The 24,667-nt window shown below is 56.6% G+C and carries 20 protein-coding genes and 1 tRNA gene; 6 read left to right on the top strand and 15 right to left on the bottom strand.

Annotated elements, in window-relative coordinates; all coding sequences use genetic code 11:
• Nucleotides 1-16 precede the first annotated feature (16 nt).
• Genes MPQ_RS05280 through gspG form a run of 7 tightly spaced genes read right to left on the bottom strand, consistent with a single transcriptional unit; the run spans nt 17 to nt 5,996 of the window.
• On the bottom strand, nt 17-619 hold the full coding sequence (locus MPQ_RS05280) for a hypothetical protein (RefSeq protein ID WP_013441865.1): 603 nt from the start codon (nt 617-619) through the stop codon (nt 17-19).
• Entirely contained in the window at nt 616-1,167 is a 552-nt protein-coding gene (locus tag MPQ_RS05275; RefSeq protein ID WP_013441864.1) for a hypothetical protein, read from the bottom strand. Before MPQ_RS05275 ends, MPQ_RS05280 begins: the two co-directional genes overlap by 4 nt.
• Nucleotides 1,164-1,730: a PilN domain-containing protein gene (locus MPQ_RS05270; RefSeq protein ID WP_013441863.1), complete on the bottom strand. Its 567-nt coding sequence runs from the start codon at nt 1,728-1,730 to the stop codon at nt 1,164-1,166. Before MPQ_RS05270 ends, MPQ_RS05275 begins: the two co-directional genes overlap by 4 nt.
• 1 nt (nt 1,731) lies before the next feature.
• Complete coding sequence (locus MPQ_RS05265; protein WP_238525357.1) at nt 1,732-2,667, bottom strand: hypothetical protein; 936 nt, start codon at nt 2,665-2,667, stop codon at nt 1,732-1,734.
• Complete coding sequence (locus MPQ_RS05260) at nt 2,645-4,324, bottom strand: GspE/PulE family protein (RefSeq protein ID WP_013441860.1); 1,680 nt, start codon at nt 4,322-4,324, stop codon at nt 2,645-2,647. The genes MPQ_RS05265 and MPQ_RS05260 overlap by 23 nt, the downstream gene beginning before the upstream one ends.
• Nucleotides 4,321-5,508 (bottom strand): type II secretion system F family protein, encoded by a 1,188-nt coding sequence (locus tag MPQ_RS05255; RefSeq protein ID WP_013441859.1) that lies wholly within the window; start codon nt 5,506-5,508, stop codon nt 4,321-4,323. The genes MPQ_RS05260 and MPQ_RS05255 overlap by 4 nt, the downstream gene beginning before the upstream one ends.
• 2 nt (nt 5,509-5,510) lie before the next feature.
• Nucleotides 5,511-5,996: a type II secretion system major pseudopilin GspG gene (gene gspG, locus MPQ_RS05250; protein WP_013441858.1), complete on the bottom strand. Its 486-nt coding sequence runs from the start codon at nt 5,994-5,996 to the stop codon at nt 5,511-5,513.
• A gap of 207 nt (nt 5,997-6,203) precedes the next feature.
• On the opposite strand from gspG, the gene MPQ_RS05245 reads away from it, so the two are divergent.
• From MPQ_RS05245 to MPQ_RS05235, 3 genes are all read left to right on the top strand, one after another.
• Nucleotides 6,204-6,797 carry a hypothetical protein gene (locus tag MPQ_RS05245; protein WP_013441857.1) on the top strand — a complete coding sequence of 198 codons (594 nt, stop codon included), beginning with the start codon at nt 6,204-6,206 and terminating at the stop codon, nt 6,795-6,797.
• A gap of 96 nt (nt 6,798-6,893) precedes the next feature.
• Nucleotides 6,894-8,888 (top strand): alkaline phosphatase, encoded by a 1,995-nt coding sequence (locus tag MPQ_RS05240; protein ID WP_013441856.1) that lies wholly within the window; start codon nt 6,894-6,896, stop codon nt 8,886-8,888.
• A 69-nt stretch (nt 8,889-8,957) separates the two neighbouring features.
• On the top strand, nt 8,958-9,638 hold the full coding sequence (locus tag MPQ_RS05235; protein ID WP_013441855.1) for an FxDxF family PEP-CTERM protein: 681 nt from the start codon (nt 8,958-8,960) through the stop codon (nt 9,636-9,638).
• Between the two features lie 169 nt (nt 9,639-9,807).
• On the opposite strand, the gene MPQ_RS05230 is transcribed toward MPQ_RS05235, so the two are convergent.
• The 4 genes from MPQ_RS05230 to MPQ_RS05215 form a co-directional block, all read right to left on the bottom strand.
• Nucleotides 9,808-10,029 (bottom strand): hypothetical protein, encoded by a 222-nt coding sequence (locus tag MPQ_RS05230; RefSeq protein ID WP_013441854.1) that lies wholly within the window; start codon nt 10,027-10,029, stop codon nt 9,808-9,810.
• A gap of 154 nt (nt 10,030-10,183) precedes the next feature.
• Nucleotides 10,184-10,447, bottom strand: a complete 264-nt coding sequence (locus MPQ_RS05225) for a GIY-YIG nuclease family protein (protein ID WP_013441853.1) — start codon at nt 10,445-10,447, stop codon at nt 10,184-10,186.
• Nucleotides 10,448-10,552: 105 nt separating this feature from the next.
• Nucleotides 10,553-12,124, bottom strand: a complete 1,572-nt coding sequence (locus MPQ_RS05220; RefSeq protein WP_049821929.1) for a cryptochrome/photolyase family protein — start codon at nt 12,122-12,124, stop codon at nt 10,553-10,555.
• A complete protein-coding gene (locus MPQ_RS05215) occupies nt 12,121-13,473 on the bottom strand; it encodes a DASH family cryptochrome (RefSeq protein ID WP_041362618.1) in 1,353 nt (450 codons plus the stop codon). The genes MPQ_RS05220 and MPQ_RS05215 overlap by 4 nt, the downstream gene beginning before the upstream one ends.
• A 414-nt stretch (nt 13,474-13,887) precedes the next feature.
• On the opposite strand from MPQ_RS05215, the gene MPQ_RS14265 reads away from it, so the two are divergent.
• Nucleotides 13,888-14,340 (top strand): DUF2846 domain-containing protein, encoded by a 453-nt coding sequence (locus MPQ_RS14265; protein WP_083801040.1) that lies wholly within the window; start codon nt 13,888-13,890, stop codon nt 14,338-14,340.
• 206 nt (nt 14,341-14,546) lie between these two features.
• Here the strand turns inward: MPQ_RS14265 and MPQ_RS05210 are convergent.
• Nucleotides 14,547-14,633: transfer RNA gene (locus MPQ_RS05210), tRNA-Leu, on the bottom strand.
• A 225-nt stretch (nt 14,634-14,858) separates the two neighbouring features.
• Nucleotides 14,859-16,580 carry a TolC family outer membrane protein gene (locus MPQ_RS05205; protein ID WP_238525356.1) on the bottom strand — a complete coding sequence of 574 codons (1,722 nt, stop codon included), beginning with the start codon at nt 16,578-16,580 and terminating at the stop codon, nt 14,859-14,861.
• Between the two features lie 307 nt (nt 16,581-16,887).
• Here MPQ_RS05205 and MPQ_RS05200 point away from each other — a divergent pair, with 307 nt between their 5' ends.
• Both MPQ_RS05200 and MPQ_RS05195 read left to right on the top strand, forming a co-directional pair.
• On the top strand, nt 16,888-17,529 hold the full coding sequence (locus MPQ_RS05200; protein ID WP_013441849.1) for a transglutaminase-like cysteine peptidase: 642 nt from the start codon (nt 16,888-16,890) through the stop codon (nt 17,527-17,529).
• A 26-nt stretch (nt 17,530-17,555) separates the two neighbouring features.
• Nucleotides 17,556-19,490, top strand: a complete 1,935-nt coding sequence (locus tag MPQ_RS05195) for an EAL domain-containing protein (protein WP_013441848.1) — start codon at nt 17,556-17,558, stop codon at nt 19,488-19,490.
• Between the two features lie 148 nt (nt 19,491-19,638).
• Here MPQ_RS05195 and MPQ_RS05190 read toward each other — a convergent pair whose 3' ends face one another.
• Both MPQ_RS05190 and MPQ_RS05185 read right to left on the bottom strand, forming a co-directional pair.
• Entirely contained in the window at nt 19,639-19,971 is a 333-nt protein-coding gene (locus MPQ_RS05190) for a hypothetical protein (protein ID WP_013441847.1), read from the bottom strand.
• Between the two features lie 19 nt (nt 19,972-19,990).
• Complete coding sequence (locus MPQ_RS05185) at nt 19,991-24,622, bottom strand: retention module-containing protein (protein ID WP_013441846.1); 4,632 nt, start codon at nt 24,620-24,622, stop codon at nt 19,991-19,993.
• Nucleotides 24,623-24,667: the final 45 nt, after the last annotated feature.

Raw genomic sequence — 24,667 nt, 5'->3', positions numbered from 1 at the left:
GGATAGGATCGCGTGGCTAGCGGTCGGTCGGTTGATCGTCAGGCGATGGGGCAAGTGCCACCACCGGTTTGGCTGTCTTGCTAAGCACCACGGTGCTGTTCAGGGGCAGATAGGTCAGGTACAAGGCGCGCTGGTCCACACTATCCAGACGCCATACTTGCTCTATGGTCTGACCGGGGCTGACGCTGAGTACGCGGTTACCGGCGGTCAGAAACACCAGATTGCCGCCGGGCGCATCGTCCATCTGCCCCATGTACTGATAGGGCAAGGCAGGCGCCACGGGCTTCACGACCTCGGCCAGCGTGGCTGTGTTCTCATGACTCGCCGCTGGTGCGACATGCCAGGCATGCGCCTGCCATAAATCCTGGCCCGCCTGCGGCATGGCGTGCGCCTGACGGGCTCGGCTAAGCGCCAGATCGGGCAGGCCCGAGGTCTGGTTTTCGATGAGATTTGACGCCAGCCGCGATGGCGGGGCTGGCGTTAGCCGGGGGCGGGATGCGGCGGTGTGCTGCACCGTCAGCTCTTCTGCCTCATCCTCCGCATCCACCAGATAGATAGCGAGCAGAGTCAAGGCGAGAGCGCCAGCCAGGGCCCATTGTCTCGGTTGCAGCCGCTTCATGTGCCCTCGCCTCGCAACAGCCACACATAGCTCAGTTTCACCTCGGCTTCGTCGTCCTGAATACCATCGCGCTTGATACTGATGTCGCTGAGCCCCAGCGTGGGAAAGCGCAGCGCCGCCTGGGCAATGAAGGCGCGCAGCGCCCCATAGCGCGCCTTGACCGGCAGAGTGATCTCGTAGCGCTGCAAGGCCGTGTTATCGCGCTGATGCGATAACTTGTAATCCCCCATCACCAGGTCCATGCCACTTTCCTGCGCGAGCTGATGCAGCGCACGCAGCTGTTCAGACAGGCTGTCCTGCGGTGGAAATTGCGCATAGAACTGCTGCAGTTGCTGGGTTTCGGCCAATACGGGCGCTGGCCTGGCCTGGGCTTTGGGTTGCGCCTGCATCCACTCCAGCTGATCGTGCAGAGTTTGCAGCTTTTGCTGTGCAGGCAGCATTACCAACAAGCCAAACAGCATGAGCAATACCATCAGCAGCAGCCCTACCTGCCCGGCTGTTCCCAGCCAGAACCGCAAGGTGTCTATCGTGCGCAGCAACGGCGTCATGGCGCCACCTGCGAGGTTTCAAGCGGTATTGAAATGGGCATGTCATGCCAGGTCGCGATCAGCACCACGCGCCAGGGCTGCTCGGCCTGCTCCTGCTGCTTTTCATGCTTGAGCAGAATGACATGGCTGAATTGCGGCGTGGCTTCCAGGCGCTGCATGTAATCGAACACCGCATCGCGACTATCCGCTTCGGCGGTGAGCTTGAGTTGGCGTTTGCGCGCATCCGGCTCTATGCCGAGTAGCGCAAAGTCCGGACTGCTGGCTGCCTCCAGCCCGGCAAACAGGTCGCCCCATGGAATCTGCAGAAAATCCGCCAGGCTGCGTGCCTGCTGCATGGCGTGCTGGGTAGCAGGCGAGGATGCCTGGCGCGGCTGACGAGACGGCACCAGCCCGGCCTGTTTGCTGGCTTCTGCCAGCGCCGACTGCACGGCTTCTGTCTGATGCTGGATCGCCGTATACCCCTGCCAGCCAATCAGCGCCAGCAGCATGCCCGCCGCGGCCAGCAGGCGTCCCCAGCCCTTTGGCTGGTTATCGGCAATAAAATCCACCCGCAATGCACGCATGCTAGCCACCTACCCATGCCGCAGCAGGCAATGCCAGCTTGCTGATGGACCGCTCATGGCTGAACACCGGCACAGCCTGCCAGCCCATCTCGGCCAGGCTCGCTTGCAAGGCTGGCCACGCAGCGGAATGGGCTGCCGCCAACGCGACATTTACATAGAGCTTGCCTGACGCCGGGGGCGCATCGCCCAGCAACACCATCTCGCGCTGCAGCAGGGCCAGCATCTGCTGTGGCCAATCCTGCACATGGCTGGCACATGCACTGAGCGCCAGCCAGCCACCATCCCGCATCAGCGCCAGATGGATACGGCCCGCCTCTACCTGCACCAGTCCGCACAGGTCGGGGCTCAGATGGCGGCAGAGCCGATTGTAGAGATGCATCATTGACGGCTGCACCGACACCAGCTGACAGCCAGCTTGCGCTGCCATGGCGGTGATCGCCTCCAGTAGTGATTGATCCAGAGCGCAGGCAAACTGGTATCCGCCCTGCGGCAGCGGCTCCAGCGCGATATGCCAAGTGGCTGCGGCTTCGCCATACGTTTCCATGAACAAGGCCCGGGCTACCGCCAGACTGGCAGCGTGCGACTGCATGGGCGGCATGGCGGGAAGCAGCTTGTAGCGCAGCCATTGATTGCTGACCACCACCGTGAGCTGGCTCCCGGCAGCCAGCTCCGCCACTAGCGGTGAACATGCCTGCAGCGCGCGCTGCCAGGGCTGATGCGTCGAATGCTGAGCCGAATGCGGCCCTGGCTCATCTGCCATTGCCATCTCTTGCACGGCATGAGTGCCAACAATCACGTCAGTGTCAGTGAATGGCGGCGTCGCATCCGTCCATTTGCGTTTCCAGCTGGCAAAGCGCCAGGCGCGCTGCGGTTGCGACAGCGTTACCCTGTCCGGTAAAAGCCTGAGGCAGTAACTAGGCCGTGATGAAGGTAACACGATTGATTTCTTCCAATGTGGTTTTGCCATCGGCCACGGCTTCAACAGCGGCCTGGCGCAATAGGCGCAGGCCCTTGCGGCGCGCGGTGTCCTTAAGCTGGCGTATGGGCTGGCGCGAGACGATCATCTCGCGGATTTCATCATCCAGAATCAACAGCTCTGCCACCGCCATGCGGCCCTTGTAACCGCTGCCACGGCAATGGCCGCAGCCCTGGCCCTTGCGAAACTGCATGCTGGCGGCCTCGGTCTCGCTGATCATGGAAGCCTGCAGCAGCTCGGCATCCGGCTGGTCATCCACCAGGCAATGCGTGCAATTGAGGCGCACCAGCCGCTGCGCCAGAATGCCATTGAGCGCGGAGACAAAACTGTAGGTATCAACGTCCATATTGATAAAGCGGCCGATGACATCAAACACGTTGTTGGCGTGCACGGTGGTGAATACCAGATGGCCAGTCAAGGCGGATTGCACGGCAATCTGCGCGGTTTCCGAATCGCGAATCTCGCCGACCATGATCTTGTCCGGGTCGTGTCGGAGGATGGAGCGCAGGCCGCGAGCGAAGGTCAGGCCCTTTTTTTCATTGACCGGAATCTGCAGCACACCGGGCAGGTTGTACTCCACCGGGTCTTCGATGGTGATGATCTTGTCGCGGCCGGTATTCACTTCGGAGATGGCCGCATACAGTGTGGTGGTCTTGCCGCTGCCAGTAGGGCCGGTGACCAGCACCATGCCGTAGGGCTCGCGGGCCAGGGCGCGAAACTGCTGGCGCGTCAGGGCATCGAGGCCGACATTTTCCAGCGTGAGTCCACGCGATTGCTCGGTGAGCGATTTTCGATCCAGGATACGCAACACCGCATCTTCGCCATACACGCTGGGCATGATGGATACGCGCAAGTCCACCTCGCGCTGCTGGATATGCACCTTGAAACGGCCATCCTGCGGTATGCGGCGCTCGGCAATATCGAGCTCGGCCATGACCTTGATGCGCGACACAATCTGCTCGGCCATGTCCACGCCCTGAATCTGGCCCACGGCATCCAGCACACCATCAATGCGGTATTTGAGGGCAAGGCCAGTCAGCGTGGTTTCCAGGTGTATATCGCTGGCACCTATCTTCATGGCGTCATACAGCGTGGAATTCACCAGGCGGATCACCGGGCTGCTGTCTTCGGAAATGCGGCTTAAGGAAAGATGCTCTACTCCATCTGCATGTACAGGATGGGCATCGGACGCCATGTCGCCGCCCAGCACCCGGTCCATGGCATTCAGGGTTTCTTCATGGCGCGAGAGAAAGGCGCTGACATCGGCATAATGCGCGAGATGGAGCGTGAACGGTTCATGCACGGTGTCGAGCAGCCAAGCCTGAATATCGCTGGCAAACGGGTCGGCAATTGCTATTAACAGCTGACCATCTTCGCGCCGCAGGGGAATGCATTCGCGGCGATAAGCCTCGGCAAATGGCATGACCTCAAAATCGGTGCTGAGCGTGTGCATGGTGCGGTTATCCAGCACCGGGTAATGCAATGCGTGTGACAGCTCGGCGACAAATGCCTCTGGCGCCATGGCGCTCTGGTCTTGTAGCACTTCCATCAGGCGACGGCTGGACTGTGCCGCCAACTGCCGGGCTGTTCCCAGGGTTTGTGCGCTGATCAGGCTCATTGGATGCTGCCTGCCAGATCAAAAATCGGCATATACAACATCAGCACCACAAAGCCGATGACAAAGCCGATGACCAGCATGAGCAAAGGCTCGAACAGCTTGGTGAACCAGTCGACCCAGCGTGCGGTTTCTTCATCGTAGAAAGCGGCAATGCGGCCCATCATTTCGCCCATCATGCCGCTGCGCTCGCCCACCCGCAGCATGCGCAAAGCCACCGGCGTCGACAGTTCGTTTGCTTCCATGGCGGTCGAGATCGCCTGCCCCTGGCGTATCTGCTCGCTGGCCAGCAGCATGCGCTCGCGCAAGGCCGGTGCCAGCAAGCCCGATACCATGCCCAGCGCACTCAGGATGGGAATACCGGCAATCAGCAACATGCCGAGCGAGCGATAAAAGCGCGATAACTGGTAAATGCGCATGCGTTCACCTATGGTCGGCAGGCGCCACAGCCATTGCATCATCGCTGCCCTTACACTGCGCAGACTCAGCAAATAGCCGCCTGCCACCACCAGCCCCACCCCCGCCAGCAAAAGCTGCATGCCATGCGTCTCGATAAAGCCGCCCAGCGCCAGCAAAAGTTGCGACATGAAGGGCATGTCGCCATTCATGTCTTCATAGATATGCGCAAACCGGGGCACCACAAAGCCCATCAAAAACATCACCACCAGGCCGCCGACAACGATCAGCATGACCGGATAAATCGACGCCGAGATCACCTTCTTTTTGACTTCTTCCACCTGCGATTGGTAGGCGATATAGCGCTGCAAGGCTTCCGGCATGCCGCCGGTTTTTTCGCTGGCACGCAGGGCCGCCACATACAAGGGAGGAAATGCCTCCGGGCTTGCCTCCATGGCTTGCGACAAGGGCTGGCCTTCATTCAACAGACGCAGGGTCGCCCGCAGCGTATCGCGCACCTGGGGGCGCTGCTCTTTCTCGGAGAGCGCTTCCATGGCTTCCATCAGGTTAAGCCCGGCTTCAAGCAGGGCCAGCAGCTCCTGACTGAACAGCATGAGGGGGAAACGCTCGCCGCGCAGCCAGGACAGTGTGGTGTTGCGCTCGGCGCTCGCCACAGAAAAAACCGTATAGCCCTGGGCCTTCGCGGCCAGTGCTGCCGCCTTTTCATTGGCCGCCTCCAGACGCAATGAGCGGTATTGTTTGTCGCGCAGTACGCTGAGTTTGTAAAGCATGTCTACCAGCTGACGATGTCAGCCATCTCGTTGGTACCGCCTGGCTGGCCGTCCTTGCCCAGCGAGTAGAGGTCATACTCGTCGTGCTCGCCGGGCGATTTGTATTGATAGGCATGGCCCCAGGGATCGTCAGGCACAGTTTTTTTAAGATAAGGGCCATCCCAGCGGGCGTCGTTGTCCGGCTTGGCAGTCAGTGCCGCCAGCCCTTGTTCAGTGGAAGGGTAATGCCCGGTATCCAGCCGGTATTGATCCAGCGCTTTTTCCAGGGAATCGAGCTGGGCACGGGTGGCCTTGATTTCGGATTTACCGATCTGTGCAAAATACTTGGGGCCGACATAGCCCGCGAGCAGACCGATGATGACCATGACAACCAGCAGCTCCAGCAAGGTAAAGCCGGAATGACGGGCGCGCTGCCTGCCAGAATTCTGAATGGGGGCCGCACGATGGAGATAAGGAGCAAGAGAGGATGTATTCACAGGCCAGATCATAGGCGCAGTTTTTTACAGTAATGTTGCATTTTCAAGACACGGCATACTTTTGTGACAACGGCACTTGCATGTCTGGCGCGGATTTCATCATTTCGCCGCATTAACATCTTTTAACGTTCATCAATCTGAAATTTTTGCTGCCTATAGTGCACGCACTTGCTGATAGCTCACGCACTTGCTGCAGTCCCGACAAAGAGGAAGATAACAATGCACTACTCCCGCGCCATCATCACCAGTCTTTTATTTGCTCAACTGGCCCTCCCGCAACTGATACAGCCAGCCTTTGCCCACGAAGCCGGGCACGAGCACGCCCAACCGCCCATGAGTTCTGCCCTGCAGGTCAATGGGCCACTGCCCGCCCTGCCCGCAGGCGTTACCGAGCTCAAGTTCAGCGAAATCTACAAGCTGCCGGTGGGCCCGCGCGGTCTGGAGCCATCGGCCAAACTGTTAAGCCTGAATGGCAAACAGGTGCGCCTGCTGGGCTATATGGCCAAGCAGGACGAGGCCACGCCTGGTGTTTTCATTCTCTCGCCATTGCCAGTGCTGATGGGCCATGAGGATGAAAGCTTTGCCGACGACATGCCCGCCACCTCGGTGTTTGTGCATTTGCATGATGCCCGTCAGATCAATGGTTACGTGCCCGGACTCATCAACCTCAGCGGCGTGCTGAGCGTGGGGGAATGGCACGAGGCCGATGGCCGCATTTCCTATGTGCGCCTGCAACTGGATGCCGTGCAAAGCGCCCATCTGCTGCGACCCGATACCACGGCGGCCCTGCAGTCGCCTTCCGATTTCAAGTAGCACCTGTTTTTGCGTCAACTGTAATCGCTGTACCTGTCATTTTCTGTTTTTGATGATAGCCAACCCTTTGTATTGATTAATTAGGAGCTTTTTCAAATGAAGTCACCTCGTTTTGCACTTAACTGTGTACGCGCTGTTGTAGCAGCGACGCTGGGCGTTGCTGCCAGCGTCAGTGTTGCCGCCCCTACCGTTACACGCCTGACACCACCGAGCGAACGTTTCGCTACCGGCGTGAATGACCCAAGCGCCCCCATGATTGCCCGCTTCCTGCCAGGTCAGCGTTTTGACTTGCAAGCGACCATCCGTCCAGATGCTGGCGCCACCATCACCGGCTTCCAGTTTGCCGTGGATGGCGTGACTGTGCCTGTAACTGCCAGCACCTCTGGCATCGTTACCACTGGCCTGAATGCTGGCCTGCCTGCGAATACCGCCGTGGTTTCCAAGCGTGCTTACTCCAACACGGTTCCCGGCGTTCACACCCTGACAGTGAAAGCCACGCAAAGCGATGGCCAGACCGTCACCGCCACTGGCAGCTTTGAAGTGGTTGGCATTACCAACCAGGGCCGTCCAGCCAAGAACATCATCATCCTGCTGGGTGATGGCATGGGTGCCGCGCACCGCACTGCCGCCCGCATCATGGCCAAGGGTTATGCCCAGGGCAAGGCCAAGGGTCATCTCGCCATGGATACCTTCCCCTACACCGGCATGGTGATGACATCCTCACTGGATACCATCGTCACTGACTCCGCACCTGGCATGGCCAACTATGTGAATGGCAACAAGCAGGCTTCCGGTCAGGAAGGCGTATGGCCAGATGACACTGCCGATGCTTTCGACAACCCACGCATGGAATACCTGTCGGAATACCTGCACCGCACTCAGGGCAAATCGCTGGGTATCGTCACCACTGCCGATGTATTTGATGCCACACCTGCCGCTAACGCCGTGCACACCTCCAACCGCGGCAACGGTACCGGAATTGCCGACCAATACCTGGATGACCGCAAGCTGACCGGCCTGACCGTGCTGATGGGTGGCGGCCGCAAGTGGTTCCTGCCTAATGCATCCAACAGTGTCAGCCCGCAACCCGCCAATGGTTCGCAACGCCGCGCTGCCAATGATTACGTGCTGACTAGCGACATCGTCAGCGGCTGGGGCGCTGCCGTCGGTGCCAAGGATCCAGCGCGTGACCTGATCAGCGACTTCAGCGCTGCCGGTTACACCTATGTTTCTGACAAATCTGCCCTGCAGAGCGCAGGCGTGCCAGACAAGCTGCTGGGCCTGTTTGCCTACTCCAACATGAACGTGGCGTTTGACAAGATCAACGGCCGTCGTGGTGTTTCCAGTGTGGTAAATGACTATGGCTTCCCTGACCAGCCCATGCTGGAAGAGATGACCGACAAGGCGATCAAGGTACTTGCCAAGAATCCCAAGGGTTTCGTATTGACAGTGGAAGGCGCTTCCATCGACAAGCAGGCGCACTTGATGGATAGCGATCGCTGGATTGAAGAAGTCATCGAGTTTGACCGTGCTGTGCAAGTTGCCAAGAATTTCGCCACGGCCAACCCGGACACGCTGGTAATTGTGACGGCCGACCACGAAACCGGTGGTGCTTCCATCCTGGGTGCTTCCAAGGTGACCAATGCCGAACTGCAAGGCAAGGCCAACACCGTGGCCAGCATGCGTAACGAAGTGGTGGGTACTTATCAGGATGCGAAATTCCCCAAGTACACCATCGCGGCTGATGGCTACCCTGCCACCACCGACATCGACAACAAGATGCTGATCGGTTACGGCGCCAATGCTGACCGCTACGAAGCCTGGATTGCCAATGCGCAACCTACGCAGGACAGCCAGCAGCCATTCGTTGGCACCGCACCGCTGAACACTTACCCTGCTAACCCAAGCGTGCGTAATGCCAGCACCGGTTACCTCGTGACTGGTCAGGTATCCGGCGACCAGGCCGTGCACACCGCGACTGACATTCCATTGTCCGCCTTCGGTCGTGGCGCTGCCCTGTTCACTGGCGTGATGGATAACACCGATGTGTTCTTCAAGTTTGGTCAGGCTGCCATCGGCGGCGTGAAGTAAAGAAAGCCCACAACACCGGCGCTGCGGCTCATGCCGTGGCGCCCGGTTTGATGACGAAAGCGAGATACCATGAATTCCGTAAAACTGATAATGAACGCCGCCGTGCTGGGTTTGGCAAGCTTTGCCGCCAACGCCTACGCCGGTTACAACTTCAATTTTGACAACGCCGCCAGTGGCACCTCGGCCAACAATGCTGCGGTCAATCCGTACAGCAATGTGCAATTCCTCAGCGGCTTTGAAACGGCTGATCTGGATGGTGACGGCTTTGAAATTCTGGACCCTAACGGCCAGAACATCCCTGGCTATACGCACTGGGAAGCCTATTCGGATAGCGATATCCGCGTACGCAACCCGGAGGAATACGGCCACGGTGCAGCTCCATCGGTCTCCAATGCGCTGGACGCCATGTTTGACCAGGTGCTGATCAGCTTCAGCAGTGCACAGAACCTGTCATCGTTCTCGGTGCAGCTGGATAACAGCAGCTTTGGTGGCTTCAATTCCTCCATCCTGTTCCTGGATGCGGCTGGCAAAACCATCTCCACCCTGTCTTTCGACCAGTTTGCCAACCCCGGTGCCATTATCACCGGTGGTGCAGTTTCCGGTGTTTACGGCATCGTGCTGGGTGCAGGCAAGCTGTATGACAACCTAACCATCACCACCGTCAGCGCCGTTCCTGAAGCCGAAACCTATGCCATGATGCTGGCAGGTCTGGGCATGATGGGCTTTGTTGCCTCGCGCCGCCGTCGTTAGTCCCTCCTCGCTTCATACTTGCGGGCACACCACCCGCAAGCGTCACCCACAAAAAAAGCACATCTTCATGTGCTTTTTTTGCGTCTTCAACAAGCCATCGAAACAGCTTGCCAACAAACCCGGGCAAAACCCACAGGGCTATCGCCTTATGGGGCCTGGGTTTCAGGCATTAGCTCTTCTTGTGGCTTTGGCTGCCCGCTTTCACATGCTGCTCATGCGAGCCGCCGCGGGTGCTGCCTTGCTGGCTCTTGTCAGGGCTGCCAGACTGCTCCTGTTGCTTGTTGGCGCCGCTTTGCGCCCCGCCCTGCTGCTGATTCTTGTGACTTTGCGAACCAGCCTGAGCGTGTTGCTGAGAGGTACCACCACGAGTGCTTCCTTGTTGTGTAGCCATCATAATCTCCTTATTTGGGATGAATGTTAGCGTTACGTAAGGTAACGACTTCATTGTGCAAGCCATGGGCACGTCTAGCGAGCCAGCGGGTTCTGAAAAGCATGTAGGAGATTGTGTTGGGTGCCAGGCTGGCGATGGCTGATAAAGCGCACTTCTAATCGGCAAAGAAAGCCAGCTTGTCTGCCTTTGCCAGTTTCTTGAGCCTGGCCTCGGCGATGGAGGCCGCTGACCGGTCGGCGTAGGGCTTGCTGGCCAGTATTCTCAGCGGCGGGTTTGCCCGGGTATAGCGCGCGCCCTTGCCTTCGACATGTGCCTTGTAGCGTGCTTCAAGATTATTGGTGATGCCGGCGTAATAGCTGCCGCCTTTGCACTCCAGCAAATAGAGATGCCAATGCGATGTCGGGTTTTCTTCGCTCACTGATGATCCTTACGCCTTTGCGTTGCCCATGATGGTCGTCATTTGAGTATGTGGGCAAGCCGTGAATTCAAGCCCGCATGGTATAGGAAACAGGCAGCGAATGCTTTACAGGGACTCGATTTGTGCAAGCGTTTGTTCCGCCTGCTGGCGCAAGGCCTGCTGGGCCTCGGCGGACATCTTGTCCCAATTGCGATACACCATGCTCAGGCGATGGTTGCCACGCAAACGGGTCTCGTGTCGGGCAAAAAAATCCCAGTAAAGCGCATTGAATGGGCAGGCACGCTCGCCTGTTTTGGTGGACTTGCTGTAGTGGCAACCCTTGCAATGGTCGCCCATGCGGTCAATATACGCCGCGCTGGATACATAGGGCTTGGTGGCAAGCAGGCCGCCATCGGCAAACTGGCTCATGCCCAGGGTGTTGGGTGCCTCCACCCATTCAAAGGCATCGATATAGATGCCCAGGTACCAGCGATGCAGAGCTTGCGGATCAAGCCCTGCCAGCAAGGCAAAGTTGCCGATGACCATGAGCCGCTGGATATGGTGGGCGTAGGCATGCTGCAATGATTGCGTTATGGCGCTTGCTACACATGCCATGCGGGTCTTTCCGGTCCAGAACCATTCCGGCAGCGGCCTGCTGTGCCCAAGGGCGTTGGCCTCGGTGTACCCGGGCATTTGCGCCCAATACACGCCCCGCACATATTCACGCCAGCCCAGTATCTGCCGGATAAAGCCTTCGGCAGCGGAAAGCGGCACCTTGCCCTGGCGCCAGGCGGCTTCTGCGGCGGCCACCACTTCACGCGGGTTGAGCATTTTCACATTGAGCGCAAACGACAGCAGGGAGTGAAACAGGCGCCAGCCGCGTGTGGATAAGGCATCCTGATAATCCCCAAACAAAGGCAAGCCCTGGTTGATAAACACTTCGAGCTGCGCCAGGGCCTCCTCGCGCGATAACGGCCAGCGCAAAGCCTCGGCCTGTGGATCGCCAAAATGCGCCGCGCCACTGGCGACAATGGTTTGCCACAGGGCCTGATGATCATGTTGCGGACGCATATCGGCCAGCAATGGCTGAGTGGCAGGCAGCGCTTTGCGATTGTCGTGATCAAAATTCCACTGGCCGCCCTCGGGCTGATCGTCTGCTGTCATCAACACCCCATGCTGGCGGCGCTGAGTGCGGTAAAAATGCTCCATCAGCCATTGCTTGCGGCCTTTGAATTGCGCGGCGACAGTTTGGCGCGTGGTGTAGAAATGCTCGCTATCCACCATGGTCACGGGCACCTGGCAGGACGCGGCCCACGCCGCGAGCAAGTGGTCCAGCCGCCACTCATCCGGCGCCTGATACTGCATCGTACTTGCCTGGTAATGCGCGATCAGCGCCTCCAGGTTGGTCGTGAGCTGTTGGCGGTTGGAAGCGTCATCAATGGCGATATAGCGCACGCGATGCCCAGCGCGTTTGAGTTGCTGGGAAAAATGGCGCATGGCGGCGAATATCGCCAGCATCTTTTGCGCATGGTGCAGCACATAGTCCGTCTCCTGGCGGATCTCCATCATGACGTACACGACATCGGGGCTGACATGGGCAAACCAGGAATGCTGGGAATTGAGCTGATCCCCCAGAATCAGGCGCAAGGTCACCTTTGAATTGGCCTGCCCCGGCAAGGTAGATGCAACAGAGCTCATGCTGCCCTCGCCCATAAGGCGCGGTAGCTGCCATCCGCATCGTAATCCTGTGCCTGCTTGTCCGGATTAAAGCGCCTGCCCTGCCGCGGATCGGTGCCGCGTCCACTCAGGTAAAGCCAGTTGCCCTGGTTGCTGTAGACATCGTAATCCAGCAGCTGCGATTCAAACCAGGCCGCCCCGGCACGCCAATCGCAACCCAGGTCATGTATCAGATAACTCGCGACATTCTGCCGCATGCGATTGGAAAGATACCCGGTCGCCGCCAGCTCGCGCATGCCGGCATCAATAAACGGCTGCCCGGTTTCGCCACGGCACCAGCGGGCAAAATGGTCTGGATCATGCGATGGCACAGGCGCTTCCCCCAGGCCACGGGCGCGATACAGCCTGTTGCCATGTTTGAAATGCAGCCAGCGAAAGTGATCGCGCCACAGCAATTCAAACCACAGCCAATAGGTGCTCTCGTTGGCACCATGCTCCGCTTCAAATGCCTGAATGGCCGCCCAGGCCTGCCGTGCCGACAAGGCACCTGTCGCCAGCCACGGCGACCATTTGCTGGAATAATCGACCCCGATGAGCCCATTGCGAGTGGACTTGTAGCTATGCGGCAACCGCCGTTGGCAATACTGCTGCAGATGCTGCAGGGCCGCCTGCTCACTGCCATCGAACCCCGAAGAGCCTAGCGGGAAAGCAGACCGGGCGTCATCCGGCCATGGCTCGCTTGCCATCGCATGATCAGTGCCGTCGCTCGCAACTTCACTCGGTATCGCATTCAGCAAGGCATGCGATGGCAACGGCGGCAGCTGCTTGATGGACGGCAACGGCCGCGCCGCCTGAACATGCCCGCGCTCCAGCGCATGGCGAAATGTCGTAAAGGTATCTGGCACCGCCTGAGGATCAAACGGCAGATTCTCCACCGCCACCAGACTGGATTGCCAAACCGTTTTTACCTTCACCCCTGCTGCCCGCAAAGCGGCTACCACCGCCTGCTCCTCGGGCGCTGCAATCTCCTCGCACACCAGCAACGGGTTGCCGAGGGCGCGCACCAATCGCACCAGTGTATCTACGCTATCCCCATGCAATGGCACCAGATCACTGCCAAGCGCGCGCAATTGCCCGGCCAGCGCATCCACCGCACTCGTCAGCCAGGCTCGCCGGTGCGGCGCCATCCTGGCAAAGCCCCAGCGCGTCAGGCCGCTTTCGGCAGGATCATGCACGAATACTGGCAGCAGCCAGGAGCCGATATGAGCCGCCTGGCGCGCGGCCCAGGTCAGCGCAACCTGATCATGCAGACGCAGATCACGTCGAAACCAGAAAATAAGGCCAGGTTGCAACGTTATCTTCGAGGTCATGTAAGCCTCTTTTGGATATTTGGATGGATGTACAAAGACAAAGATAAGCATCCCTGTGGGCATACCAGTTGCAGGAATGGGAGGCAAAAGAATGGCAGTCGGTATTCGGCTTATTCATGTGCTGGACTTTGCAAACAATATCTTAAAAAATCGCCAGAACTTATTCCACGATAAGGCACCCTCTCGCGGCATGCATCACTAATGTGTGCACAAAAAAACTTCGCCCTAATCAGCTGGAGCACGAGGCTATCGACTATTAAAAAATTTAACATACTAGAGCTACTATTGATTAGATAGCATGAACAACTACATTCTTTAAGATTTGCACACACCCCAAAGCTGGCAATTAGTAGTAAAGCTTGGTTACCATTATAAAATCAATAAATAACTCATGATTAACAGAGAGGTTCTTGAATGCGCTTTTTTACGCTAACCGTATTGTTATTGACTTTAGTTGGGTGCGCGTCAAGTGGCGCAAAATATCAGGATGCTCCCAAACCTGATACATCTACCTCTACAGTTTATCTTTATCGTCCTGGGAAATTTCTTCTGGGTGCTTTCGATGCACAATTCACCGTGGATGGAAAGAAAATTGCGAATCTAAGTGGTGGCAGCTACACATACATTTACGTAAATGAAGGTTGTCACCAAATCCATCAGTTCTGGCCCTACTATGCCAATTTTGGTAGTTCTACAAATTTTGATTTTTGCTCGAAGGCTGGCGAAGACTATTACATACTTTTAGATGGACTAAATGTAGTGACTTGGCGACTGACTGAGATAGAAAAGTCGAATGCACTTTCTGATATTAGAAATTGCGATTACATACCATCAATCGCACCCCCGCTGTTAAGATCACAGCAATAACAAAGACCAACTTAATATTGTGAGTCACTCTCACAACTAAGGGCCATAACTTATTCAAATTTAAGTGTCATGGGGTTACTAAGACTTTAATTATTTTTTTGGTAGATCGTCATAAGTTACCACTAAAGCCACAAATACTTTCATAGAAAGTCCACTGACAAATATGTTAGCGGGATGAGAAGTTATAAAGTGTTTAATGATTTTTATGGTGCCCGGAGCCGGGGTCGAACCGGCACACCATTACTGGCGAGAGATTTTAAGTCTCTTGTGTCTACCAATTTCACCATCCGGGCAGAAGCGAGACGCTAGGGATGCGGACCAGGGGTCCGACGGCGAAGGGCGCTATTCTACCATTCATGCTTGCAGAATTGCCACTCAATATCGCCCGCTTTGAGGGTGTGGCAAGTCCGTTGTTGCCAGGCTTCACGCGCATGTAAAGCAAAAAATGTGGTGAAAGTGAGCCGCCAGATGCTGAAAACCCGACAATGTTGTCGGGTTTTCATGGGTTTGCTTCTGAATTACTTGCTGGTTTCTTTGGTAATCAACCAACGGTTATTGGTTTTTTCCAGTGTCAGATACTTCATCGTATCGTCACTGTATTTGCCAGAGGCATAGTGTTGCATGAAAGAAACCGAGGCTTGGGCCTGGGTACCATCCATGCTGACCTTGAGGTCTTTCAGTTCCACCACAATCGCCCCAGGCGCAGCAAAGCGCTGCTTGCGTTGTTGTAACCAGGCGGCACGGTTGCCTTTTTCTGGAACAAAGCTGTCGGCGTAGAAGCTGATGTAGCGGTTGTAATCCTTGGCTTGCCAGGCAGATGCCCAGTCATTCACCGTGGATTTCACCAGATCCGCTTCGCCGAATTTAACTTCGGCTGGCTTCAGCGGTTCAGTGTTAAGCGGACGGGCCTTGGCAAGCAGGGCTACCTTGTCGATCTTCACCACTTCTGGCGCCACAGCCTGACAGGTGGCATAAGTGTTGTAATCGGTGGGGGTCAGCTCAGGCACATCGGCGCGGGTCACATTCAGCTTTTTCAGCAGCTCGCCCTGGCTGGCATAAGTGCGGGCGTAGGCGTTATACAGATCGCGCTCGGTGTTAGTGTAGGTGCGGCGTGCCTGGAAGTATTCGTTTTCCGTATCCAGCAAGTCGAGCAGTGTACGTTGACCGATATCGAACTGGCGACGATAAGCTTCGCGGGCTTTTTCGATGGAGAGTTGATGCTGGTCGCGGAAATCCAGTTGTCCTTTGAGCTGGCTGATATCGTTGTAGGCGATCACCAGTTGCTGACGGGTATCGACACAGGCCTTGTCGCGCAGGTCTTGCGAAGTGTTCAGCTTTTCAACGGATTGGCTGATCAGCGATTTATCTGTGAGGCCATTGAACAGGTTGAATGTCAGCGTCAATTCCAGATAGTCGGCAGCGGCGGTACTGTTGCGGCCGTCGGAGCTGACATCCAGGCTCTTTTTGCCTTGCAGGTCCAGCCGTGGGCTGTAGCGCGCCTTTTTGGTTTTGACTTCGTCTTCGGTGGCGATGATGTTTTCAATCGAGGCCAGAAGATCCGGATTCTGGTTATACGCCAGTTTCAATGCATCGGAGGGGCTTTGCTCTACCCCTGCCTTGAAGTAATCCACATCGGACAGGGTATCCGCAGGCAAATCGCCGACCAGACGCTGGAAGCGGGCTGTCACATCATGCAGGTTGGTGGTTTCGGTCAGCAGATTGGCTTCTGCCAGTGCCAGACGGCCGTTGGCTTGTTCCAGATCCACGCGGCGACCCACACCGGCGCCAACGCGCTCTTCAATCTTGTCGAACAACTGCTTGTGCACGATGTAGTTGTCTTCCGCGTAGGAAACCAGCTGGCGATAGCGCAATACATCGTTATAGGCCTTGACGGTCTCGAGCGCGGTGTTCTGCATGGCGCTCAGAAGCTCGTAGTAGCGCACGCGGGCGGCATGGCCCAGGCGGCTGACTTCATTGCTGGTGGCAAAACCATCAAACAACATCTGCTTCAGTACCAGTTGGGTCTGACGGTCAGGAATGTTGGTATTGTTAGTGTTGGAAAAGACTTTTTCCTGGGTGCGGATACTGCTGATCAAATCTACCTTGGGAAGAAACCCACCGCGCGCAGCGTTTTGCTCTTGCTCAGCGGCCTTGTAGTTGTGGTATCGGCTCTGCACTTCCGGATTGTTCGTCACGGCGCTTTCGACGATTTCCTGCAGAGTAGATGCTGGTGCTGCCATCCCTGGAGTTGCTGCGGCAATAGCAGCCGCAACAATCATACTTTTATAGATTGCTTTCATTCACTTCACCCCGGCTTGTTATTTAGTTATATTTTATGACCTCAATAATACCTTATCTTTCATCGATAAGTTATTATAGATATGAGGTTTTTCCGGGTGCATGAATTTAAAATTTAAATCACGCACCGAATTTACAATAAAGAAGCGTACGCAATTGTCGTGCCAAACCTTGTAGGCTAGAGTCATCATCGCTCATTCGCTAACATCTCGCGCAAGTCGTCAATGCCTGTGGGTGCTCTGCACGATCATGTGCTTGTTGCTGGGGGTATGGATTCCAGGCATACAGGCGGCTACGGATTTCAGCAAGCTGCGCACGCTGGCCGAGCAGCGTTATGGCGACCGGGCCAAAAACACCATCATTGAGCTGGAGGCCCTGCTCAATACCCTGCGAGACGCCCCGGATCAGGAAAAGCTGGAGAAGATCAATCTCTTCGTCAATGACAAAATCCGTCGCTTTGATGATGACATCAATATCTGGGGGCAATCTGACTACTGGGCCACGCCGTTGGAATCCCTGGGCCGCGAGGCTGGCGACTGTGAGGATTACAGCATTGCCAAATACGTGTTTTTGCGCGAGCTGGGCATTCCCAATGAAAAACTGCGCTTGACCTACGTCCGGGCCAAGATAGGCGGCCCTAACAGCCGCATTTCGCAAGCGCACATGATTTTGAGCTACTACCCCACGCCAAATGCCGAGCCGCTGATTCTGGACAACCTCATCATTTCCATCCGCCCGGCCTCGCGTCGGCCGGATCTGGTACCGATTTTCAGTTTTAACAGCGAAGGGTTGTGGACGGGCACATCGACCACACCAAGTAGCGATTCGTTGAGCCACTTGTCACGCTGGCGCAACGTTCTCGCAAGAATGCAAGCCGATGGTATTGAATAAAAGATCAGGTTAAGGGGGTAACAATTATGTCGTTGATTAAACAGTTATGGATCGCCATCAGTCTGCTGATGCTGCTAGTATTTGCGGCCTGCGTGATTGCCAGTATCGAATCCAGCAAGCACACGCTGGAGCAGCAGTTGCAGATGAAGAACATCGACAATGCCACATCGCTCGCACTTTCGCTGTCGCAGATCGACAAGGAGGACCCGGTGAACGTGGCCCTGCTGTTATCCGCCCAGTTTGATAATGGCCATTATCAGCGCATCCGGCTGGTCGACCCTGAAGGCAAGCTGATCTCCGAACACTACAATGCCGACATACAACCCAATACCCCCAGCTGGTTCAATCGCGCATTCAGCATTGAGGTGCATCCCGGCGTAGCCCAGGTGCAAAATGGCTGGTCGCAATACGGCACCCTCTCGCTGGAAAGCGATGCCACCTTTGCCTACCAGGCATTGTGGAATGGCGCCAAGAAAATGCTGCTGTGGAGCGTAGCGATTGCCCTGCTGGCCGGGGTACTGGGCTCTTGGCTGCTGCGCATCATTACCCGTCCATTAAGTGAAATGGCCAATATGGCAGAGGCGATTGGCGATCAGCGCTTCATCACCATGACCGAGCCCCGGGTGACCGAATTCAAATCGCTGGCGCAAGCCATGAACCGCTTGTCCAACCGCATCCGCAAAATGCTCAACGAGCAATCGCAGCTGCTGGAACAACTGCGCTTTGAAGCCAACTACGAGCCCATCTCCGGACTGATGAACCGCAAGTATTTCACCAGCCGCGTATCAGCCTATCTGGACAATGAAGACAACTTTGAAGAAGGCGTACTAGTGGTTTCGCATATCGCCGAGCTGGCCGAGATCAATGCCAAGTATGGTGGCACCGGCACCGACCAGATACTCAAGCGCATCGGCCATGCCTTGACCGAGCTGTGCAAACCCGAAAATGGCCTGTTTGCCGGTCGGCTGAGCGGAGCGGATTTTGCCGTGTTTAGCAGCAGTCCGGATAACCGCGAGCTGCTGTGCCAGCAGGTGAAGGACACCATCATCTCGGCTGCCGCCATCGCCGATAGCTTCCCCGATTTCAGCCCCCGCACCATCGCCAGCCACATTGGCAGATCAGACCAGCTGGATAGCCTGAAAGACCTGCTTGCCGTGATACGCCAGCGCAATGACCTGACGCAATTGCAGTTGGAGATTGACGATCAGGCGCAGCAGTCCAGCTCACCACTGAACACCACCCGCACCGAAAGCGAATGGCGTGCCCGCCTGGATAACGCCATCATGTCCAAGCGCCTGCGCCTGGCCAGCTTCCCGGTCATCAGCCCGACCAATACCCTGATCCACAACGAAGGTCCGATGCGCCTGCAACTGGAGCCCAACGGCCCCTGGCTGCCTGCTGCGGAATTCATCGGCTGGGCGATCAAGCTCGACCTGATTACCGAAATGGATGATCTGCTGGTGCAGATTGCCATTGAGGACCTCAAGAATGGCAAACCAGCCATTGGCCTCAACATATCCTCACGCGCCGTGAGCAATCCTACCTATCTGGAGCATCTGCATGCCTTGCTGCAGGCCAACCCGGAAGTGGCTGACAGGCTGTGGCTGGAAGTACCAGAAGACGGTGTATTCCGGCACATGGAAGCGTTCCGCAACTTCTGCCTCACGCTCAAGCCGCTGGGCTGCCATATCGGCGTCGAGCACGTGGGTGCGCAGGTGGCACGCCTGGGTGAACTGCACGACCTTGGCCTCAGCTACATCAAGATTGATGCATCGGTTATCCGCCAGATCGATACCAACACCGGCAACCAGGCCTTCCTGAAAGGCCTGTGCCTGATCGTGCATTCGCTGGGCATGATGGCGATTGCCGAGGGCGTGCAAACCAATGAGGAAATCGCCGCCCTGCCCGCGCTGGGCATCGACGGCATGACCGGCCCCGCTATCCAGGCGCCCGCCGTGTAAGCATTACCGGGCGACGAGCAGGCTTGTGCTCAGTCGCCATATGCTCAAGGCCGCGCTCATTGGCATCTGCACAATAAAAAACCCCATCCGTAGTGGATGGGGTTTGTTTTTGCTACTTACCCAACGGCAAGAGAGCCGTGAATGGGCATCAGATAACCGGCTTCTCGTCATCCACCAGCAAGTCCAGCCCTTTGCCCTGGGTGCGCCAGGATTGACGCTGGATAAGCCGTTTCTGTGCCGCATCCGGAAAGTCAGTGAAGTGAATCACGTCACGCTCGATCAGCAGCAGGATCAGGTCTTCCAGCACGCGCGCGAGCTGAATATCACTCTCGCGAAATGCATTCTGATCCTTGAGCGCGTCTTCCAGATACTGCTGATACTCTGGCGACTTGCCATCCACAGACTCCCAGCCTTGGGAGTCCATGGCCTCGCGACTCACCGCTTTGATATTGCCAGCCTGATCGCGTAACACGTATGGCATAACGCCCTTTCGGATAAGTTTAGTCGGTAACCAGCTTGTTGTTGGTCACCAGGTTGTTGATGATCGCGGCATCGGTATGGCCTGCCGTGGTCAAATCCACACCGGCCAGCACGATACGCTGGTTCTCGGCGCCGCTGTTGAAGGCCGCACCCACGGTATGGCTGTCACCGGAGAAACCACCAGTGGAGCTGATGTGGATGATGGTATCCGAACCGGATTTTTCAAAATGCAGGTAATTTTGCAGATTGCCTGAATTTTCCCCGGTCAACAGATCGCGCAGATCCAGCTTGTCACCACCGGATGCCACCGATGCCTTGTTGAAGTCGGTGATGGTATCCACGGCAGGGGTACCAGGCGTGCCCGCATCGGCCAGATTCCACTTGAAGGTATCCACGCCAGCGCCACCGCTCAGGATATCGTTGCCAGCGCCACCAATCAGGGTGTCATTGCCGTTATCGCCATAGAGGCGATCATTACCGCCGCCACCGATCAGGATATCGTTGCCATCACGGCCCATGATCAGGTCTGGATGGTTGGAACCGGTGATGGTTTCGCCTGCCGTCGTGCCGACCTGGACATCAGTCTTGTCCACGTTGATGGTGACGGTGGAGCCAGCGGTGTCACCGTCCTTGTCCTGCAGCACATAGTCCATTTTTTCGGTAATGGCGGAAGACAAACCATCCGGTGCCTTGTATGAATAACTACCGCTGTCCATGTCCACCACAAACTGGCCGCCATGCAGCGTGGTCACGGTGATTTCATGCGTGGTGCTGTTGTAGGTACTGTGATTGGTGCCGACTACTTCGACAAGACCAGTGGCCGCATTGAAGCGGTACTCGGTACCTTCCACCGAGATGCTGCCGACGAAACCGCCGTCGCCGCCTACACCATTCCCTATCATGTTGCCGGTGATCAGTTCACCAGCAGCCTGATTCTGGATAGTGCCTGCCAGCACGGCATCGAGCTGAGTGAAACTGGTGACCAGAATGCCATCCATATTGGTGTTGGTCTGGCCATCGTACGCTACCGGATTCAGGGCATTTACGCTATTGATGTCGCTGCCGACGCCAATCGCATAAGACTTGATCTGGTTGGCTTCCAGGAAGGTTTTCCATGCCAGCTCTTCCTGGGTTTGAATGCCAGCATCCGAGCTATTGGTATTGGTGCCGCCCGTCAGGCTGGTGTTACTGCCACTACCAGTATTGGGTTCACCGTCGGAGATGAAATAAGCCACATTCTGTGCATTGGTCAGCTTGCCTGGATCATCAAATGCATCCATGGCATTGGCCAGAGCGCTGTCGTAATTGGTATTGCCACCGGGGCCCTTGACCAGAATCTGATCCAGCTGTGCCTTGGCTTGATCAATCGTCATCCAGTCCGTACCAACCTGGGCTGCGGTGGTAGAGAATACGACGAGGCTGATGCGGGTATCGCCCAGTGCATCGTACTTGTCCAGCAATACCTTGATGGACTGGATGGCACTGGCCAGCCGCGTAGTGTCACCTACGCCATCATGAGTACGCATACTGCCTGAGATATCGAGCGTAATCAGCAGGTTAGTATTCGTAGTCGACAGATTGGCGGTGATCGGGTTGGCAACTGGCGAATCATCTTCCACGTTCACGGTCAGGTTGCCCACCGAAGTCACGCCATTCGCAGTGGCGCTGACACCGACATTCAGGGTCAGCACATCTTCCGTCTTGGTATCGGGATGATCGAGCGGACGCAACAGGTTCACGTCGTACTCACCGCCGTTGTTGATGGTAATGGTCAGCACAGGCTGGCCACCGGCAGAGCCGGTCAGGGTGCCAGTACCACTGCCAGACCAGGTGATAAGCTGGCCACCGGAGTAATAATCGCCAGTAGGTGCCGTCAGCACGACCGAGGTAATGGCATTGCCATCCGGATCGCTAATGGAAAGCGTGCCATGTGCGCTCGCGCTATTGGTTACATCTACCGTGCCGCTGCTATCTGGCAAGCCACCAGGCAAGCCCTCTTCCGATACGTTGGCAGTTGCCGTGCCAACGACGGGTGGACGGTCATCTGTCGTTCCATTGATGGTAATCGTGAGGTTGGCCGTGGCTGGCGTACCGTCACCATCGTTAATGGTATAGCTGAAAACGTCCTTCAAGGACTGGTTGTCATTCAGCGCATTCACCGCCGGATTGGCGTTGTTCAGCGTATAGGTATAGCTGCCATTGGCATTGAGTATCAGCGTGCCGTACTGACCAACAAATGTGCCTGTGGTCGTCACTGGATTTGGGTTCACATCCGGGCCAACAGTGTCGTTGTTCAGCACATTGCCTGTGACTTGATTCGGCGATGCATCTTCCTTGATGCTGTTGGTGTCATCCACGGCAACAGGGGCGCTATCGGTGATCACGATATTCAGTGGCGAACTGGTCGATACGTTATTGGCATCGGTCAGCGTCACACCGATGCTGTCGGTCACGCTGGAGTTGCTGCTCTGGATATTCGGATCATAGGTGTAGCTCACCACACCTGTAGTAGCGTCATAGCCGGTCAGCACCAGTGTGCCACGTGGCGTGGTGATGGTGATCGGGTCTGTTGCCAGATTGTTCAGCTGCTGCAGGGTGACCACGTGATCCGTGGTGCCGCTGATGGTGATGCTGCTAATGCCAGCCTCGGCTTCCACCAGGAAGCTGCCTGGGGTAGCGTCAGCGGTTTCCGGCAAGGTCGTGCCTTCCACGATCAACCCTGGCGCGCCGTCAGTATGACCATTGATGGTGATGGTCAGGTTGGCAGTCGCTTCGGTACCGTCACCATCCTTGATGGTGTAGCTGAACACATCCTGCAAGCTCTGGTTTTCGTTCAGTGCATTCACGGCCGGGTTACTATTGTTCAGCGTGTAGGTGTAAGTGCCATTGGCATTGAGTATCAGGGTGCCGTATTGGCCGACAAAGGTACCTGTCGTGGTCACCGGGTTGGGGTTCACATCCGGGCCAACAGTGTCGTTATCCAGCACATTGCCTGTGACCTGATTCGGCGATGCATCTTCCGTGATGCTGTTGGTATCAGCCACGGCAACTGGAGCGCTGTCGGTGATCACGATGTTCAGTGGCGAACTGGTCGATACGCCATTGGCATCGGTCAGCGTCACACCGATGCTGTCGGTCACGCTGGAGTTGCTGCTCTGGATATTTGGATCGTAGGTGTAGCTGACCACACCTGTAGTAGCGTCATAGCCGGTCAGCACCAGTGTGCCACGTGGCGTGGTGATGGTGATCGGGTCCGTTGCCAGATTGTTCAACTGTTGCAGAGTCACTACATGATCGGTAGTGCCGCTGATGGTAATGCTGCTGATGCCAGCCTCGGCTTCCACCAGGAAGCTGCCTGGAGTCGCGTCAGCGGTTTCCGGCAAGGTAGCACCTTCCACGATCAGCCCAGGTGGGCTGTCGGTATGACCATTGATGGTGATGGTCAGATTGGCGGTGGCTTCAGTCCCATCTGCATCCTTGATGGTGTAGCTGAACACATCCTGCAAGCTCTGGTTTTCGTTCAGCGCATTCACGGCAGGGTTGGCATTGCTCAGCGTGTACGTATAGGTACCATTGGCATTCAATACCAACGTGCCGTACTGGCCGACAAAAGTACCCGTCGTCGTAACAGGGTCCACTTTCACATCGGCACCGATGTTGTCGTTGTTCAATACATTGCCCGTCACCTGATTCGGTGTCGCGTCTTCGGTAATGCTGTTGGTGTCATTTACCGCGGTTGGGCCGGTGTCAGTGATGTTCACGTCCAGCGTTGCACTGGCGGTCTGGCCATTGGTGTCGGTAACGGTAATGGGAAGGCTATCTGCGAGGGAAGGAGCACCTTTATGATCAAGCACGTTAGGGTCATAGGTGTAGCTCACCACACCCGTAGTCGCGTTGTAGCCCACTACGGTCAGAGTGCCCTTCTCAGTGGTTATCACGATAGGGGTTGTACCGGCATTCGTCAGCTGTGCCAGAGTGATCACCGTCGTGCTACCGGAGGAATTGCCAATGGAAATGCTGGAGAGGCCCGCAGGCGCGGTTACGGTGAAGTCACCAGGCGTAGCGCCATTGGTTTCTGGCAGCGTCATTTCGCCGGGCTCAATACCGTTGTAATCGGTCAGCACAATGGAGGGCGGGCCAGAAGGTGTGGCAGCCACGCCTGCAGGATCAGAGTAAATGAAGGCTTCGCGCACGAAGTCGATTACAGGAGGCGTACCGACGGGATATTCATAGCTAAGCGGGGTCACGCCTTCGACGATGCGCAGCAGGTTAACGAAGGTAGAGCCGTGCTCGTTGCCGGCAGCGCCGATCAGACCAGCCGCCGTTTCTTCCAGCACTTCGTTAATGTCGCGGCCTTGTTCGATGGCCTGGATAACGGCCTGTACAGTGGCTTCGCTGACGGCACTTTCTGTGCCTTCAGGGGCGATGAATTCAGCCAGCTCAGGGGTGAATTTCACCGTCTGGTCAGCTGAAATCTCGATTTTCTGGCCTGTGGTCAGGAGGATATCAACGACAACACCTTGCGCAGTCGTGACGACTTCACCTGGCTGTATGCTGTCGCCCACCTTGAGCATGCGGCGTTCGCCACGTTCATTCACAGCAAATGCATTGCTGCCGCCATTGATTGCTACTACGGTACCGATCGCTGCCATGGTGTACCTGACCTTTCTACAAAATTACTGATGGAGCGATTAAAC

This window comes from Methylovorus sp. MP688 (assembly GCF_000183115.1).
Taxonomy (GTDB): Bacteria; Pseudomonadota; Gammaproteobacteria; order Burkholderiales; family Methylophilaceae; genus Methylovorus; species Methylovorus glucosotrophus.
Note: the sequence above shows the minus strand (reverse complement) of the source record. Positions and strands in the feature narration are given on the sequence as shown.

Excerpts from the sequence above, each read along its gene's own strand:
- MPQ_RS05280 (WP_013441865.1), bottom strand. The coding sequence starts at position 619 with ATGAAGCGGCTGCAACCGAGACAATGGGCCCTGGCTGGCGCTCTCGCC.
- MPQ_RS05275 (WP_013441864.1), bottom strand. The coding sequence starts at position 1,167 with ATGACGCCGTTGCTGCGCACGATAGACACCTTGCGGTTCTGGCTGGGA.
- MPQ_RS05270 (WP_013441863.1), bottom strand. The coding sequence starts at position 1,730 with ATGCGTGCATTGCGGGTGGATTTTATTGCCGATAACCAGCCAAAGGGC.
- MPQ_RS05260 (WP_013441860.1), bottom strand. The coding sequence starts at position 4,324 with ATGAGCCTGATCAGCGCACAAACCCTGGGAACAGCCCGGCAGTTGGCG.
- MPQ_RS05255 (WP_013441859.1), bottom strand. The coding sequence starts at position 5,508 with ATGCTTTACAAACTCAGCGTACTGCGCGACAAACAATACCGCTCATTG.
- gspG (WP_013441858.1), bottom strand. The coding sequence starts at position 5,996 with ATGATCTGGCCTGTGAATACATCCTCTCTTGCTCCTTATCTCCATCGT.
- MPQ_RS05245 (WP_013441857.1), top strand. The coding sequence starts at position 6,204 with ATGCACTACTCCCGCGCCATCATCACCAGTCTTTTATTTGCTCAACTG.
- MPQ_RS05240 (WP_013441856.1), top strand. The coding sequence starts at position 6,894 with ATGAAGTCACCTCGTTTTGCACTTAACTGTGTACGCGCTGTTGTAGCA.
- MPQ_RS05235 (WP_013441855.1), top strand. The coding sequence starts at position 8,958 with ATGAATTCCGTAAAACTGATAATGAACGCCGCCGTGCTGGGTTTGGCA.
- MPQ_RS05230 (WP_013441854.1), bottom strand. The coding sequence starts at position 10,029 with ATGGCTACACAACAAGGAAGCACTCGTGGTGGTACCTCTCAGCAACAC.
- MPQ_RS05220 (WP_049821929.1), bottom strand. The coding sequence starts at position 12,124 with ATGAGCTCTGTTGCATCTACCTTGCCGGGGCAGGCCAATTCAAAGGTG.
- MPQ_RS05215 (WP_041362618.1), bottom strand. The coding sequence starts at position 13,473 with ATGACCTCGAAGATAACGTTGCAACCTGGCCTTATTTTCTGGTTTCGA.
- MPQ_RS14265 (WP_083801040.1), top strand. The coding sequence starts at position 13,888 with ATGCGCTTTTTTACGCTAACCGTATTGTTATTGACTTTAGTTGGGTGC.
- MPQ_RS05205 (WP_238525356.1), bottom strand. The coding sequence starts at position 16,580 with ATGGCAGCACCAGCATCTACTCTGCAGGAAATCGTCGAAAGCGCCGTG.
- MPQ_RS05200 (WP_013441849.1), top strand. The coding sequence starts at position 16,888 with ATGTGCTTGTTGCTGGGGGTATGGATTCCAGGCATACAGGCGGCTACG.
- MPQ_RS05195 (WP_013441848.1), top strand. The coding sequence starts at position 17,556 with ATGTCGTTGATTAAACAGTTATGGATCGCCATCAGTCTGCTGATGCTG.
- MPQ_RS05190 (WP_013441847.1), bottom strand. The coding sequence starts at position 19,971 with ATGCCATACGTGTTACGCGATCAGGCTGGCAATATCAAAGCGGTGAGT.
- MPQ_RS05185 (WP_013441846.1), bottom strand. The coding sequence starts at position 24,622 with ATGGCAGCGATCGGTACCGTAGTAGCAATCAATGGCGGCAGCAATGCA.